Consider the following 13,488-nt stretch of genomic DNA (forward strand, 5'->3'; position numbering starts at 1 on the left):
TGGGGCCGGAGATCCGGACCGGCCGCACAGAGCAGCAGAGCAAGAAGGGCACGGCGTCGTGGCAAGGGTGAAGACAGGGGTACGTGCGGTGGGCGCCGTGCTGGTGGCGGTGCTCGGCGTCACCGCGGGACTGACCGGGTGCAGCAGTACCGGCGGCAAGCGCGCGGAGGACGCCCGCAAGGCGGCGACGGCCGGGGGCAGGGCGGCGGTGGACACGCCCCGCTGGACCTTCGGCATGGTCACCCACTCGGGCGACGGCGACACCTTCTGGGACATCGTCCAGGAAGGCGCCAGGCAGGCGGCCCGCAAGGACAACATCAAATTCCTCTACTCCCACAACGCCGAGGCCCAGCAGCAGGCCCAGCTCGTGGACTCCTACATCGACAAGAAGGTCGACGCGATCATCGTCACCCTCGCCAAGCCCGACGCGATGAAAGGCGCCCTGGCCCGCGCCAGGAAGGCCGGTATCCCGGTGGTCACCGTGAACTCGGGCTCCGCGGAGTCCAAGAAGTTCGGCGCGCTCACCCACATCGGCCAGGACGAGACGATCGCGGGCGAGGCCGTCGGCGAGGAGCTCAACAAGCGCGGCAGGAAGAAGGCGCTCTGCGTCCTGCATGAGCAGGGCAACGTCGGCCACGAGCAGCGCTGCGCGGGCGCCAAGAAGACCTTCGACGGCACGATGCAGAACCTGTACGTGACCGGCACCAACATGCCCGACGTGCAGTCCTCCATCGAGGCCAAGCTGCAGTCCGACAAGTCGGTCGACGCCGTCGTCACGCTCGGCGCGCCCTTCGCGGACACCGCCGTGCAGGCCGCGGAGAGCGCGGGCAGCAAGGCCGAGGTCGACACCTTCGACCTCAACGAGAAGGTCGCCGCGGGCCTGAAGTCCGGCTCCCTCGGCTTCGCCGTCGACCAGCAGCCCTACCTCCAGGGCTACCAGGCCGTCGACCTGCTGTGGCTGTACAAGTACAACGCCGACGTCCTCGGCGGTGGCAAGCCCGTCCTCACAGGACCGCAGATCGTCACCAAGGACCAGGCCGACGAGCTGGAGGAGTACGCGAGGCGAGGGACCCGATGACCGCGAAAGCAACCACCCCCGCACCCGCGCCCGCCGACGACGCCGACGAGCGCCTGGTCAAGACCTCACCGCTGAAGAAGCTGATGGGCCGCCCGGAGCTCGGCTCGGTCGTCGGTGCCATCGCCGTCTTCGTCTTCTTCTCGTTCGTCGCGGACAGCTTCCTGCAGGCCACGAGCCTGGCGACGGTCCTGTACGCCGCCTCGACCCTCGGCATCATGGCGGTGCCGGTCGCGCTGCTCATGATCGGCGGCGAGTTCGACCTGTCGGCGGGCGTGCTCGTGACGACCTCCGCGCTCGTCTCGTCGATGTTCAGCTACCAGATGACGGCGAACGTCTGGGTCGGCGTCGGCGTCTCGCTCCTGGTCACGCTCGCCATCGGCGTCTTCAACGGCGTGATGCTGACCCGCACGGACCCGCCGAGCTTCATCATCACGCTCGGTACGTTCCTGATGCTGACCGGCATGAACCTCGGCTTCACGAAGATGATCAGCGGCACGGTCTCCACCAAGTCGATCTCCGACATGGAGGGCTTCTCCTCCGCCAAGGAGGTCTTCGCCTCGACGATCACCATCGGCGGCGTCGACTACAAGATCACCATCGTCTGGTGGATCGTCCTGGTCGCGGTGGCCACCTGGATCCTGCTGCGCACCCGCGTCGGCAACTGGATCTTCGCGGTCGGCGGCGGCGAGGACGCGGCCCGCGCGGTCGGCGTCCCGGTCGCCAAGACCAAGATCGGCCTCTACATGGGCGTCGCGTTCGGCGCCTGGATCGCGGGCCAGCACCTGCTGTTCAGCTACGACGCCGTGCAGTCCGGCGAGGGCGTCGGCCAGGAGCTGATCTACATCGTCGCGGCCGTCATCGGCGGCTGCCTCATCACCGGCGGCTTCGGTTCCCCGGTCGGCGCGGCCGTCGGGGCGCTGATCTTCGGCATGGCCAGCAAGGGCATCGTGTACGCCGAGTGGAACTCCGACTGGTTCAAGTTCTTCCTCGGCGTGATGCTGCTCCTGGCGACGCTGCTCAACCACTGGGTCCGCAAGCGTGCGGAGGCGACGAAGTGACCACGGACATCACGAAGGCCGACGCGGAGGGCGGGCGCACGCCGCTCGTCGAGCTGGACGACGTCAGCAAGTTCTACGGCAACATCCGCGCGCTCGAAGGGGTGTCCCTGGAGGTGCACGCGGGGGAGATCTCCTGCGTCCTCGGTGACAACGGCGCGGGCAAGTCCACGCTCATCAAGATCATCGCGGGTCTGCACCGGCACGACGCGGGTGTCTTCCGCATCGAGGGCGAGGACATGCGGCTCAGCTCGCCGCGGGCGGCCCTGGACCTGGGCATCGCCACGGTCTACCAGGACCTCGCCGTGGTCCCCCTGATGCCGGTCTGGCGCAACTTCTTCCTCGGCTCCGAGCCGACGAAGGGCGTCGGCCCCTTCCGCCGCATGGACGTCGACCTCATGCGCAGGACGACCCGCGCGGAGCTGCTCCGCATGGGCATCGACCTGCGCGACGTCGACCAGCCCATCGGCACGCTCTCGGGCGGTGAGCGCCAGTGCGTGGCGATCGCGCGGGCCGTCTACTTCGGCGCGAAGGTCCTCGTCCTCGACGAGCCGACCGCTGCGCTCGGCGTGAAGCAGTCGGGCGTGGTCCTGAAGTACGTGGCCGCTGCGCGGGACCAGGGCCTGGGTGTGGTCCTGATCACCCACAACCCGCACCACGCGTACCTGGTCGGCAACCGCTTCGTCCTCCTGAAGCGCGGCACGATGTTCGGCTCCTACGCCCGCGAGGACGTCACCCTCGACGAACTCACCCGCCAGATGGCGGGCGGCAGCGAACTGGACGACCTCCGTCACGAGCTGGAGGACCGCGGTTCAGCCTGACGGCTGGGGGAGCTGTGTCAGGGGCGCGGGGAACTGCGCGCCCGGCCCAGGAAGAGCCGCAGTCGCGTCTGCGCAGGTGCCCGGCAGATGCGACTGCGGCTCTTTCGTGGTTGCTCGCGCAGTTCCCCGCGCCCCTGGGGACGCCGCCCCGGGGCCCACGTGATAAGCCCCCCGCCCCGGGGTCCCACTGTGCGCGCCCCCGCGAGGTTGAGGCAGAATCGCCGCAATGAGCACCTACCGCGACCTCGCGCACCGCGGCTCCGCGCGAGCCACCGTTCTGCGGACCGTGGGCACCCGCGAACGCCGATCGCACCTCACGGCGCCCCGCGTCAACACCGTCGGCATCGACATCGGCGGCACCAAGGTGATGGCGGGCGTCGTCGACCCCGACGGCAACATCCTGGAGACCCTCCGCACGGAGACGCCGGACAAGTCGAAGAGCCCCAAGGTCGTCGAGGACACCATCATCGAGCTCGTCCTCGACCTCTCCGACCGGCACGACGTGCACGCCGTCGGCATCGGCGCGGCCGGCTGGGTCGACGCGGACCGCAACCGCGTGCTCTTCGCGCCCCACCTGTCCTGGCGCAACGAGCCCCTGCGGGACCGCATCTCCGGACGCCTCGCCGTCCCCGTCATGGTGGACAACGACGCGAACACCGCCGCCTGGGCCGAGTGGCGCTTCGGCGCGGGCCGCGGCGAGGACCACCTGGTCATGATCACGCTCGGCACCGGCATCGGCGGCGCGATCCTGGAGGACGGCGCGGTCAAGCGCGGCAAGTTCGGCGTCGCCGGCGAGTTCGGCCATATGCAGGTCGTCCCCGGCGGCCACCGCTGCCCGTGCGGCAACCGCGGCTGCTGGGAGCAGTACAGCTCCGGCAACGCCCTGGTCCGCGAGGCCCGCGAGCTCGCCGCCGCCGACTCCCCGGTCGCGTACGGCATCATCGAGCGGGTCAAGGGCAACGTCCCCGACATCACCGGCCCGCTCATCACCGAGCTGGCCCGCGAGGGCGACGCCATGTGCGTCGAGCTCCTCCAGGACATCGGCCAGTGGCTCGGCGTCGGCATCGCCAACCTCGCCGCCGCGCTCGACCCCTCCTGCTTCGTGATCGGCGGCGGCGTCAGCGCGGCCGACGACCTCCTGATCGGCCCGGCCCGCGACGCCTTCCGCCGCCACCTCACCGGCCGCGGCTACCGCCCCGAGGCCCGCGTCGCCCGCGCCCAGCTCGGCCCCGAGGCCGGCATGGTGGGCGCCGCCGACCTCTCGCGCCTGGTCGCCCGCCGCTTCCGCCGCGCCAACCGGCGCCGCGTGGAGCGCTACGAACGTTACGAGCGCTATGCAGAGGCGCGCCGCACCAACGACCGCACCTCCCAGGGAACCCCGTAGATGACCGTGCCCCGCCAGCCCTCGTCCCCGGACCACCCCGGCGCCCCGGAACCGCCGGACCGTGAAGGGGGCAAGGCCCTGAAGACCGAGGACCGCCGCCACATGCTCCGCCGCCGCTGGCTGACGGCGATCATCATCGTGCTGCTCATCGGCGTCCCCGCCGGCTATCTGGTGATCTCCGCGAACCAGAGCCGGAACAGCGGCCGCGACAAGGAGGACAAGTACTCCGCGACCGGCCTCACCGCGGGCTGGCCCTCCAAGGTGCAGCGCCGCCTGTACGACGTGCCGGTCCAGCCGTACTCCGCGGAGGTCGCCTACTACGAGACGAACAACTGGCGCACCAGCCGCCTCTACGTCCAGTTCCTCACCAGCAACGAGGGCCTGAAGCGGTTCCTCACGCAGATCGGCACCACCGAGGACAAGCTCAAGCCGAAGGACATCACCATCAGCAAGCGCGACAGGAACGTCGTCGGCTGGGAGTTCACGGGCCCGGGACCCTGGTCCGGCCTCACCCACGACCAGAAGAACCCCAAGCCGACGCAGGACGTGGTCGTGGACCGCTCGAACGCGCAGCACCCGATGGTGTACGTGGTCTCGACGACGACGCCCTGAATTCTTTAGCGACGGTGAAGATCGGGGCGTTCCCCCGACAGGGGGCCCCAAGGCCTCCTAGCGTGTGGCCATGACAAGAATTTCGGACTCGGAACCGGCGTACGACCGGCACAGACTGCACCAGTGGCTGGCCGGGGAGGCCCGCGCAGAGGGGGTGGGCCGCCGGGACCTCCTGCGGCTCGCGGCCACCGTGGGCCTCGTCTCCGCCGTACCGGCCGCGCTGGCACCGGCCACGGCGAGCGCGGCGGACGTAGCGGACGAGGCGGGCGGAGCGACGGACGGGCAGCCCCGGTCGCGTGCCGCGGGGGACGGCATCGTGAAGCCGCTCCCGCCGGAGCGGTTCATCCTGCACGGCACCAACGCGGAGACCCGCTTCGAGTCCCTCGCGGACACCGGCCACCTCACCCCCGTCTCCCACTTCTTCGTCCGCAACCACACGACGACGCCGCGCGTCGACGCGCGGACCTGGCGGCTGAACGTCTGGGGCGACGGACTCACCGGCGCAGCACGGCAGTTCGGCCTCGCGGAGCTGAAGAGCCTTCCCCCGGTGACCCGTACGGCGTTCGTCGAGTGCGCGGGCAACGCCAGGAACTTCTTCAAGACCCAGCAGGGCCAGTCCGTTTCGGGCACGCCGTGGACCATGGGCGCGATCGGCGCGGCCCGCTGGCGCGGCGTACGCCTCGCCGACGTCCTGCGCAGGGCGGGCCTCTCGCACCGCGCGGTGGACGTCATGCCGCGCGGCCTCGACGACGAGTACGTCACGCCGAACGGCACGAACTACGGCCGCGTGCGGCGCCCCATGCCGGTCTCCAAGGCCCTGGACGACGTCATCCTCGCGTACGAGATGAACGGCGAGCCCCTCCCCGCCGACCACGGGCACCCGGTCCGCCTCCTCGCCCCGTCCTGGGTGGGTATCTCCTCGATCAAGTGGCTGGGCGACATCGAGGTCTCCACCACGCCCCTCTACTCGCCCTGGAACACCGACTTCTACCGGCTCTACGGCGACGCGTACCCGCCGGGCGGCAGCGCCCCGCTGACCCACCAGACCCTCAAGTCGGCCTTCGAACTCCCCTGGAACGCGCCGCTGTCCGCACACACCCGGCACCGGCTCACCGGCCGCGCCTGGTCCGCCACGGGCGCGATCACCAAGGTCGAGGTCAGCACGGACGGCGGCGCCTCCTGGCGACCGGCCCGCCTGCACGACCGCTCGCACCCCGGCTCATGGACACGCTGGTCGACGCGGTGGACCCCCGGCGAGCCCGGCCCCGCCGAACTCCTCTCCCGCGCCACGGACTCCACGGGCCGCACCCAGCCCGAGACCACCGTCCACAACACGCAGGGCTACCTGTTCGACGCGGTCGTGCGGCACGCGGTGACGGTGGGAGCCTGAGAGCCTGTGTCATATCCCCGGCCGGGTGGGCGTCGTCTGGCACGCACGCTCGCCGCGTTGCCGAAAAGCCCTAGTAGCTCCTCCCCCAGGCCTGAACGGCCCGGGGGGACCCCCACCGAGGACTTCCCGGCGCCTTGCGATCGCACGCACCAGACGACGCCCACTGATCCGACCGGGGATATGACACAGGCTCTGAGGGGCCCTCACCCGGCGGCCGCCCACCCCTCGTACACGGCGGCCGCCACCGCCAGGTCCTCCCAGGCCATCCCCGCCGACTTGAACAGCCGGGGCCGCCCCTCCACCGGCTTCACCTCGCCCCTGACCAGGGCGTCCAGCGTGTGCAGGCGCTCCATGGCGAAGGCGCCCTCGGCGACCGCGAGGACCAGGTCGCCGCACTCCCGCTCCGCCACCTCGCGCGACTCCGCCACCACGGTGGCGCGCCCCACGAGGCGGGCGTCCACCTCGCGGGCGTCCGGCTCGTGCGAGCCGACCGCGGCGACCGTCGCGTGGGCGGGCAGCAGGGAGCTGTCGAACAGCGGCTCACGCGCCGTGGTGCAGCAGCAGACCACGTCGGCCCGGGCCACGGCGTCCGCCGTCGCGGGGGACGCCGGGAGGCCGGCCGCGCGGCAGCGGTCGACGAAGGCGGCCACCCGGCCGGTGTGCCGCGCCACCACGTCGACGTGGCGCAGCGCGGGACGTACCGCACGCACCGCCTCGACGTGCCCCCACGCCTGTGGCCCCGTCCCGAAGACGACCAGCCGCTCGGCGTCGGGAACCGCGAGCCGCCCGACGGCCACGCCGGACACCGCGGGAGTACGCAGCGACGTCAGCGCGATCCCGTCCAGCAGGGCCAGCGGCGCATGGGTCACGCCGTCCAGGAGCAGGTACAGCCCCTGGACGCGGGGCAGAGCGCGCTCGGCGTTGCCCGGCGTGACCGTGACCGCCTTCACGCCGGTGTACGAGGCCGTGGCCGACGGCATCAGGAGCAGCTGGCCGCCGGGTACGTCCACGACGGAGCGGGGCGGCTCCGCAGCGGGGTCGAGCCCGGCGGTGATGACGGCCTCCAGCGCGTCGACGGCGGCGGACATGGGGACGAGCCGGGCCATGGTGGCGGCGTCGATGTGGGGCGTGGCGGGGGAGGGGGCCGGTGTGCTCATACGGGTCCTTGTCGTGCGGGTGATGTGACGGATCCGCGGTGCGGCGGGAGTGAAGGCGGACGTCCCGGGCACTCGCGGGGGGAAGGCAAAGGTGCACTGCCCGGCCCCGGCGGAGAAGGGGCCGGACGAGTTCACGAGGAAAGGTGTCATCCGTGTCGCAAGTCGAAGAGTCCATCGAAGTCAACGTGCCGGTCCGCGCGGCGTACAACCAGTGGACCCAGTTCGAGACGTTCCCCGAGTTCATGGAAGGCGTGCAGCGGATCGAACAGCGCACCGACAAGCTCACCCACTGGGTGACGAAGATCGACGGTGTGGAGCGGGAGTTCGACGCCGCGATCACCGAGCAGATCCCGGACGAGCGGGTGGCCTGGACCACGGTCGAGGGGCAGGCCAAGCAGGCCGGTGTCGTCACCTTCCACCGCCTGGACGACTCGCGGACCAAGGTCATGCTGCAGATGGAGTACGACCCCGAGGGTCTGGCCGAGACGGTCGGCGACAAGCTCGGCTTCGTGAAGCGGCAGGTCACCGGGGACCTGGGCCGGTTCAAGAAGTTCATCGAAAAGCGCGACGGCGTGGAGACCGGCGCCTGGCGTGGCCAGGTGTAGTTCCCGGAGCCCGACGCGAGATCCCTGGTGACGCCCAGCGGCGGCGCCCCACGGTCCTCATACGGACCACTGGTGGGGCGCCGCCGCGAGCGCGCAGAGCAGGTGTCCTTCGGCGGTGTCCGTGTGCACATCGGGCCTCGACCGTCTCGCGGCGGGACGGGCCGCGGAAAATCGTAGGCCGAACGCGTCCCGTGTCGGTTAACGTGGAGGCGACTTCGAACATGTGACGAGGAGCCCAGACATGGTGGTGGACGACGACATCTCCGGGTGATGCCCGGACCCGGCAGGCCACCGGCAGGCGCGTGGAAGCGCCGCCGATGTGGTCTCGCTGTCGTGCCGTCCTCCGCTGTCTGCCGCAGGGGCAGAAATGTCTTGCCTGCCCCCCGTCCGCAAGGTCACCACCATGCCCGAAGCGTCCATTGTGTGCTCCAACCTGTCCTTCGCCTGGCCCGACGACACCCCCGTCTTCCAGGACCTGTCCTTCACCGTCGGCTCCGGCCGCACCGCTCTCGTCGCCCCCAACGGCGCAGGCAAGAGCACACTGCTCAAGCTCGTCGCCGGTGAGCTGCGGCCCCGTTCCGGGTCGCTCTCCGTGGCCGGCTCCCTCGGCTACCTCCCGCAGAGCCTCCCGCTGACCGGTGACCTCACCGTCGCCGAGGTGCTGGGCGTCGCCGCGATCATCCGGGCCATCGACGCCGTGGAGTCCGGGGACGTCGACGAGAAGCACTTCACCGCCATCGGCGACGACTGGGACATCGAGGAACGCACCCGCGCCCAGCTCGACCGCCTCGGCCTCGCCGACCTCACCCTGGACCGGCGCCTGCACACCCTCAGCGGCGGCCAGGTCATCTCCCTCGGCCTCGCCGCCGAGTTGCTGAGGCGGCCCGACGTCCTGCTGCTCGACGAACCCACCAACAACCTCGACCTGGACGCGCGACACCACCTCTATGCCGCGCTCGAGGAATTCACCGGCTGTCTCTTCCTGGTCAGCCACGACCGTGCGCTGCTCGACCGCATGGAACGCGTCGCCGAACTCGACGGCGGCGAACTGCGCTTCTACGGCGGGAACTTCACCGAGTACGAGGAGGCCGTCAGGGCCGAGCAGGAAGCCGCCGAGAACAACGTCCGCAACGCCGAACAGCAACTCAAGCGCGAGAAGCGGGAGATGCGGCAGGCCCGCGAGCGCGCGGAGCGCCGGCAGAGCAATGCCGCCCGCAACCTCAAGAGCGCCGGTCTGCCCCGCATCTTCGCCGGCAACATGAAGCGCGGCGCGCAGGAGTCGGCGGGCCGGGCGGGCCGGCTGCACGCGGGCCGGGTCGGCGATGCGCAGGCCCGGCTGGACGAGGCCGGGCGTGCGCTCCGCGAGGAGCAGCGCATCACGATCGACCTGCCGGACACCCAAGTTCCCGCAGGACGCACCCTGTTCCTCGGGGAGCGGCTGCGGGTCCGGCTCGGGGGCAAGGAGGTGTTCGCGGGCCAGGGCGTCGACCTGACGATCCGTGGCCCCGAGCGCATCGCGCTGACCGGTCTCAACGGCGCGGGCAAGAGCACGCTGCTGCGGCTGCTCAACGGCGAGCCGACGGCGGGGTACGAGGGCGTGATCAAGCGGGCCGACGGCCGCGTCGCCCATCTGTCGCAGCGGCTCGACCTGCTGGACGTCGAGCGGACGGTCGCCGAGAACTTCGCCGACCACGCCCCGGAGCGGCCCGAGGCCGAGCGGATGAACCTGCTCGCCCGCTTCCTCTTCCGGGGCGCGCGTGCCCATCTGCCCGTCGGCGTGCTCTCCGGCGGCGAACGGCTGCGCGCCACGCTGGCCTGCGTACTGTGCGCGGAACCGGCCCCGCACCTGCTGCTCCTCGACGAGCCGACGAACAACCTCGACCTGGTCGGCGTGGGGCAGTTGGAGAGCGCCCTGAACTCCTACCGGGGCGCCTTCGTGGTCGTCAGCCACGACGAGCGGTTCCTGCGCGAGATCGGTGTGAGCCGGTGGCTGCGACTGTCCGGGGGTGAGCTCGCGGAGACCGGGGCCCCCGATGACTGAACCACCGCGGCGACCTTGCCCGCGCCGAGAGCCCGGGTGTCGTCCGATGCGACACCCAGGACGGCGCCGGGCGGCACGCGCCCGCGGCCCGGTCCCTCAGCCCCGCACCAGCCGCGTGCTCAGCGCGCGGATGATCTCGGTGCCGAGGACCGCCTGGCCGCGGGCGTTGAGATGGATGCCGTCGCTGCTCCAGACCGACTCCTCGCGGCCCGTCGGATGGCTCTGCATGTCGACGTAGACCGCGTCGAGGCGCTCGGAGACCGCCCGCATGCGCTGCGACAGGACGGCGAGGCGCTCGCGGGCGACGCCGCGGTAGCGCTCGTCGAAGTGGGGGTTGCCGATGATGTCGAAGAAGCCGGACGTCACCAGGGTGCCCGCCGCCTTGCGCAGGGGCGTGAACAGCGCTTCGAGTTCGCTCTCCGCGGCGTCCGGGTCGAAGACCTTGCGCAGGCCGTCGTTGCCCCCGCACAGCGCGATCACCAGATCGGGTCCGAAGTCGAGCGCGGGCTGCAGCTGCGTCTCGCGGACCTGCGACGTCAGCAGGTCGCGTACGCCGAGATTGAGGGTCTCCAGATCCGGGCGCGCCGTGCGCAGCGCCGCGATCACCGGGCTTGACCAGGGCTGCGAGCGGTAGCCGTGGCGCGGCTCGCTGATCCCCGAGGCGACACTGTCACCGACGATCACCAGCCTGGACCAGGGAGCGCCCCGCAGCAGCTCCGCCGCCTCGGCCGGTGACAGCACATAGGGATCATTGCTCTCGGTCACACCAGTGGTTTCCATGGTCCGGACGGTCCCTTCCTCGCGCACAGTCATGCGTCCCCCGTTAACGATGGCCCTCGGGCAGGCCGCCCGCTGGCGGAAATCCGACATCATCGCGGCGCCCGCGCGGTGGCCCCCACGGCGCGTCACTTCTTGTGCGCGCGGAAGCGGAGCTGGTGACCGCGGTGATCCCGCTCCACGACGGCCTCCCCGAACCCGGCCGCGGTGAGCCGCTCCGAGAGGCTTGCGGGCCGGACGACGTTCATGGTGTCCCCGAGGTGCAGCAGCCGGAACGGCAGGGTCGGCTGGCTGTCGCTGCCGGCGAGCACCCCGCCCGGCCGCAGCACCCGGAAGGCCTCCGCGAACAGCCGGTCCTGGAGCGCGACGGTCGGCACGTGATGCAGCATCGTGAAGCACACGACGGCGGAGAAACCGGCGTCGGGCAGCGGCATCGCGGTGGCGTCCCCGAGCACGATCCGGGCGCGGTCGCCCCAGTCGCGTCGGAGCAGGCGCGTGGTCGCCCCGTTGATCTCCAGAGCGGTGAGGCGCGGCACACGCTCCACCAGGACCCGGAGATTGGCGCCGTATCCCGGGCCCAACTCCAGTACGTCCTCGCCCAGTTCGACCCCCTCCAGCGCCCACGGCAACAGCCGCCGCTCGGTGAAGCCCGCCCACGTGCGTGAACCGCACAGCACTCGGTGCGCCCTGTTCATCGGCATGCGCCGAAGCTAACTCCCGGCGTGCAGCCGTCCGCTGACACCGCCGCGCCAGCGCGCCGTCAGCGGCCCGGCCTACGTTGCGGTGGGCCCGGCACGCGAGGCCGGGCCCCATCCGACCGACACCTGGGGACGTGCATGCCCACCCACGCGACCGCCTCCCGACCCCGCTTCCTCGTGGACTTCGCCCCCACCCGCTTCCGGCGCAGGCTCTTCCCCTTCTCCCGGGTGCCCGCCACCGGACGCATCGGCGAGATGTGGCACCTGGCCGCGCGCAACCACCCGGAGCAGCGCGTGATCGTGGACCGCGCCCCCGACGTGGACCCGGAAGGACCGCTGGAGCGCACCTACCGGCAGTGGACCGCACTGGTCGACGACCTGGCGGCGCGGCTGCGGGCGATGGGCGTACGGGAATGGGACCGGGTCGCGGTCGTCAAGAGCAACCACCTGGACATCTCGCTGCTGGCCTCCGCCGCCGCGCGCATAGGCGCCATACCCGCGCTGATCTCCGACACCCACGCCCCGGAAGTCCTCACGGTGCTCCTCGCCCGCCTCGAGCGCCCCTACCTGGTGACCGAACGCCGGGTCCTGGAGGCCAAGGAGTTCGACGCGGAGGCCCTCGCCGAACTCACCGAGCGGGCCGCGAGCGTGGACGGAGCGCCCGCCGGCCGCACGGACGTGCTCGACTTCGGCCGCCTCGACCGCGGCCCCGCGCCCGCGCGACAGCTGCGGGCGTACGGGGAGCCCATGGTCATCACCCATACCTCGGGCACCACGGGCGTACCCAAACTGGTGCTGCACTCGGCCGCCTCCCTCTACTCCCTGGCGCTGGTGGAGGCCGAGCGCTGGCCGGTCTTCGGGCTGCGCGCCGACGACACCGTGGCCTTCTGCCAGCCGTACTCGCACCAGCGCGTCGTCACCGGCCTGCTGCCGCTGACCACGGTCGGCTCGAAGCTCCTGATGCTGTCCGACCCACGAGGGCCGCGCCTGCGCGAGCTGCTCGTGCGCCACGCCCCCACCCTGGTGGAGACCCTGCCCAACGCGTTCCTCGCCTGGGAGGAGCTCAGCAGGGACCCGGGCAGGCCCTTCCGCAGGGTCCGCGTCTTCGTGAGTTCCTTCGACGCGATCCACGCCCGTACCGTCCGCGCCTTCCTCGCCGCCACCGACCGCAGGTTCCCGGTGTGGATCCAGTCCTGGAGCCAGACCGAGGCGGGCGCCGTGGCGGTCCGGCCCTACACCCGCAGAACGGTGCGGCGGCGCGGCCACCGGCCCGCCCCGACCCAGATGCTGGGCTGGCCGGTGCCCCGCTTCGGCAGGCTGCGGGCCGTGGACCCCGTGACGGGCGAGGAGGTGCCGCGCGGCGAGGTGGGTCTGATCCAGTTCTCGGCCCCGGGACGCTGCCTGACCTATGTCGGGGAGCACGAACGGCACGACCGCAAACGGCAGGACGGCTGGTGGAACCTCGGCGACCTGGCGGTGGTCAACCGCTGGGGCGCGGTGCGCCTGATCGACAGGGAGGTGGACCGCATCCCCGGTTCGAGCGCCCTGGAGATCGAGGACCTCCTCCTCGACCGGCTGCCCGACACCACCGAAGTCATCGTGCTGTCCGTACGGGACGGCCTCCCGCAGCCCGTCTACAGCACGCGGCGCGACATCCCCGTGGAGCCGGCGCGGTGGCGCAGTGCCACGGCAGGACTGCCGGCGCTCGCCGAGCCGCTGCACATCCGCTGGGACGCGTTCCCCCGCACCGCCACCTGGAAGGTACGCCGCGTCCTGCTCCGCGAGCAGCTGATCGGGGACACGGCGGGAGCGGGCCGTGGCCACTGGACGTGACGCGGCGGCCCGCGGCTGAGGCGTCCGTCTCAGCCGG

General features: G+C 71.6%; 12 protein-coding genes. 9 read left to right on the forward strand and 3 right to left on the reverse strand.

The window, feature by feature from the left end; translation table 11 throughout:
• Positions 1-58: 58 nt before the first annotated feature.
• The 6 genes from AC07DI_RS16655 to AC07DI_RS16680 all read left to right on the forward strand — a co-directional run bounded on the left by AC07DI_RS16655 (position 59) and on the right by AC07DI_RS16680 (position 6,340).
• Complete coding sequence (locus tag AC07DI_RS16655; protein WP_478905004.1) at positions 59-1,078, forward strand: sugar ABC transporter substrate-binding protein; 1,020 nt, start codon at positions 59-61, stop codon at positions 1,076-1,078.
• Positions 1,075-2,136 (forward strand): ABC transporter permease, encoded by a 1,062-nt coding sequence (locus AC07DI_RS16660; protein ID WP_478905005.1) that lies wholly within the window; start codon positions 1,075-1,077, stop codon positions 2,134-2,136. Before AC07DI_RS16655 ends, AC07DI_RS16660 begins: the two co-directional genes overlap by 4 nt.
• The gene (locus AC07DI_RS16665; RefSeq protein ID WP_478905006.1) at positions 2,133-2,954 is read left to right on the forward strand and encodes an ATP-binding cassette domain-containing protein; all 822 of its coding nucleotides are present in this window, start codon (positions 2,133-2,135) and stop codon (positions 2,952-2,954) included. Before AC07DI_RS16660 ends, AC07DI_RS16665 begins: the two co-directional genes overlap by 4 nt.
• A gap of 226 nt (positions 2,955-3,180) precedes the next feature.
• The gene (locus AC07DI_RS16670; protein ID WP_478905007.1) at positions 3,181-4,338 is read left to right on the forward strand and encodes an ROK family glucokinase; all 1,158 of its coding nucleotides are present in this window, start codon (positions 3,181-3,183) and stop codon (positions 4,336-4,338) included.
• Positions 4,339-4,950 (forward strand): sugar kinase, encoded by a 612-nt coding sequence (locus tag AC07DI_RS16675; RefSeq protein ID WP_478905008.1) that lies wholly within the window; start codon positions 4,339-4,341, stop codon positions 4,948-4,950. It begins immediately after the preceding gene.
• A gap of 70 nt (positions 4,951-5,020) precedes the next feature.
• A complete protein-coding gene (locus AC07DI_RS16680; RefSeq protein ID WP_478905009.1) occupies positions 5,021-6,340 on the forward strand; it encodes a sulfite oxidase in 1,320 nt (439 codons plus the stop codon).
• Between the two features lie 203 nt (positions 6,341-6,543).
• On the opposite strand, the gene AC07DI_RS16685 is transcribed toward AC07DI_RS16680, so the two are convergent.
• Entirely contained in the window at positions 6,544-7,497 is a 954-nt protein-coding gene (locus tag AC07DI_RS16685; RefSeq protein WP_478905010.1) for an ornithine cyclodeaminase family protein, read from the reverse strand.
• 152 nt (positions 7,498-7,649) lie between these two features.
• Here AC07DI_RS16685 and AC07DI_RS16690 point away from each other — a divergent pair, with 152 nt between their 5' ends.
• Together AC07DI_RS16690 and AC07DI_RS16695 are read left to right on the forward strand one after the other, a co-directional pair.
• Positions 7,650-8,102 carry an SRPBCC family protein gene (locus AC07DI_RS16690; protein ID WP_384248197.1) on the forward strand — a complete coding sequence of 151 codons (453 nt, stop codon included), beginning with the start codon at positions 7,650-7,652 and terminating at the stop codon, positions 8,100-8,102.
• A gap of 403 nt (positions 8,103-8,505) precedes the next feature.
• Positions 8,506-10,143: an ABC-F family ATP-binding cassette domain-containing protein gene (locus tag AC07DI_RS16695; protein ID WP_478905011.1), complete on the forward strand. Its 1,638-nt coding sequence runs from the start codon at positions 8,506-8,508 to the stop codon at positions 10,141-10,143.
• Positions 10,144-10,239: 96 nt separating this feature from the next.
• Here AC07DI_RS16695 and AC07DI_RS16700 read toward each other — a convergent pair whose 3' ends face one another.
• Positions 10,240-10,923 (reverse strand): SGNH/GDSL hydrolase family protein, encoded by a 684-nt coding sequence (locus tag AC07DI_RS16700; protein ID WP_478905012.1) that lies wholly within the window; start codon positions 10,921-10,923, stop codon positions 10,240-10,242.
• A gap of 125 nt (positions 10,924-11,048) precedes the next feature.
• A complete protein-coding gene (locus AC07DI_RS16705) occupies positions 11,049-11,621 on the reverse strand; it encodes a class I SAM-dependent methyltransferase (RefSeq protein ID WP_384248193.1) in 573 nt (190 codons plus the stop codon).
• A gap of 135 nt (positions 11,622-11,756) precedes the next feature.
• Between AC07DI_RS16705 and AC07DI_RS16710 the strand changes: the two genes are divergently transcribed.
• Entirely contained in the window at positions 11,757-13,451 is a 1,695-nt protein-coding gene (locus AC07DI_RS16710; RefSeq protein ID WP_384248192.1) for a class I adenylate-forming enzyme family protein, read from the forward strand.
• Positions 13,452-13,488: the final 37 nt, after the last annotated feature.

This window comes from Streptomyces sp. NPDC044106 (genome assembly GCF_056433985.1).

Bases quoted from the DNA above. Each gene is read 5' to 3' on its own strand.
- AC07DI_RS16675 (WP_478905008.1), top strand. From the start codon at position 4,339: ATGACCGTGCCCCGCCAGCCCTCGTCCCCGGACCACCCCGGCGCCCCG.
- AC07DI_RS16700 (WP_478905012.1), bottom strand. From the start codon at position 10,923: ATGGAAACCACTGGTGTGACCGAGAGCAATGATCCCTATGTGCTGTCA.
- AC07DI_RS16710 (WP_384248192.1), top strand. From the start codon at position 11,757: ATGCCCACCCACGCGACCGCCTCCCGACCCCGCTTCCTCGTGGACTTC.
- AC07DI_RS16705 (WP_384248193.1), bottom strand. From the start codon at position 11,621: ATGCCGATGAACAGGGCGCACCGAGTGCTGTGCGGTTCACGCACGTGG.
- AC07DI_RS16685 (WP_478905010.1), bottom strand. From the start codon at position 7,497: ATGAGCACACCGGCCCCCTCCCCCGCCACGCCCCACATCGACGCCGCC.
- AC07DI_RS16680 (WP_478905009.1), top strand. From the start codon at position 5,021: ATGACAAGAATTTCGGACTCGGAACCGGCGTACGACCGGCACAGACTG.
- AC07DI_RS16660 (WP_478905005.1), top strand. From the start codon at position 1,075: ATGACCGCGAAAGCAACCACCCCCGCACCCGCGCCCGCCGACGACGCC.
- AC07DI_RS16670 (WP_478905007.1), top strand. From the start codon at position 3,181: ATGAGCACCTACCGCGACCTCGCGCACCGCGGCTCCGCGCGAGCCACC.
- AC07DI_RS16695 (WP_478905011.1), top strand. From the start codon at position 8,506: ATGCCCGAAGCGTCCATTGTGTGCTCCAACCTGTCCTTCGCCTGGCCC.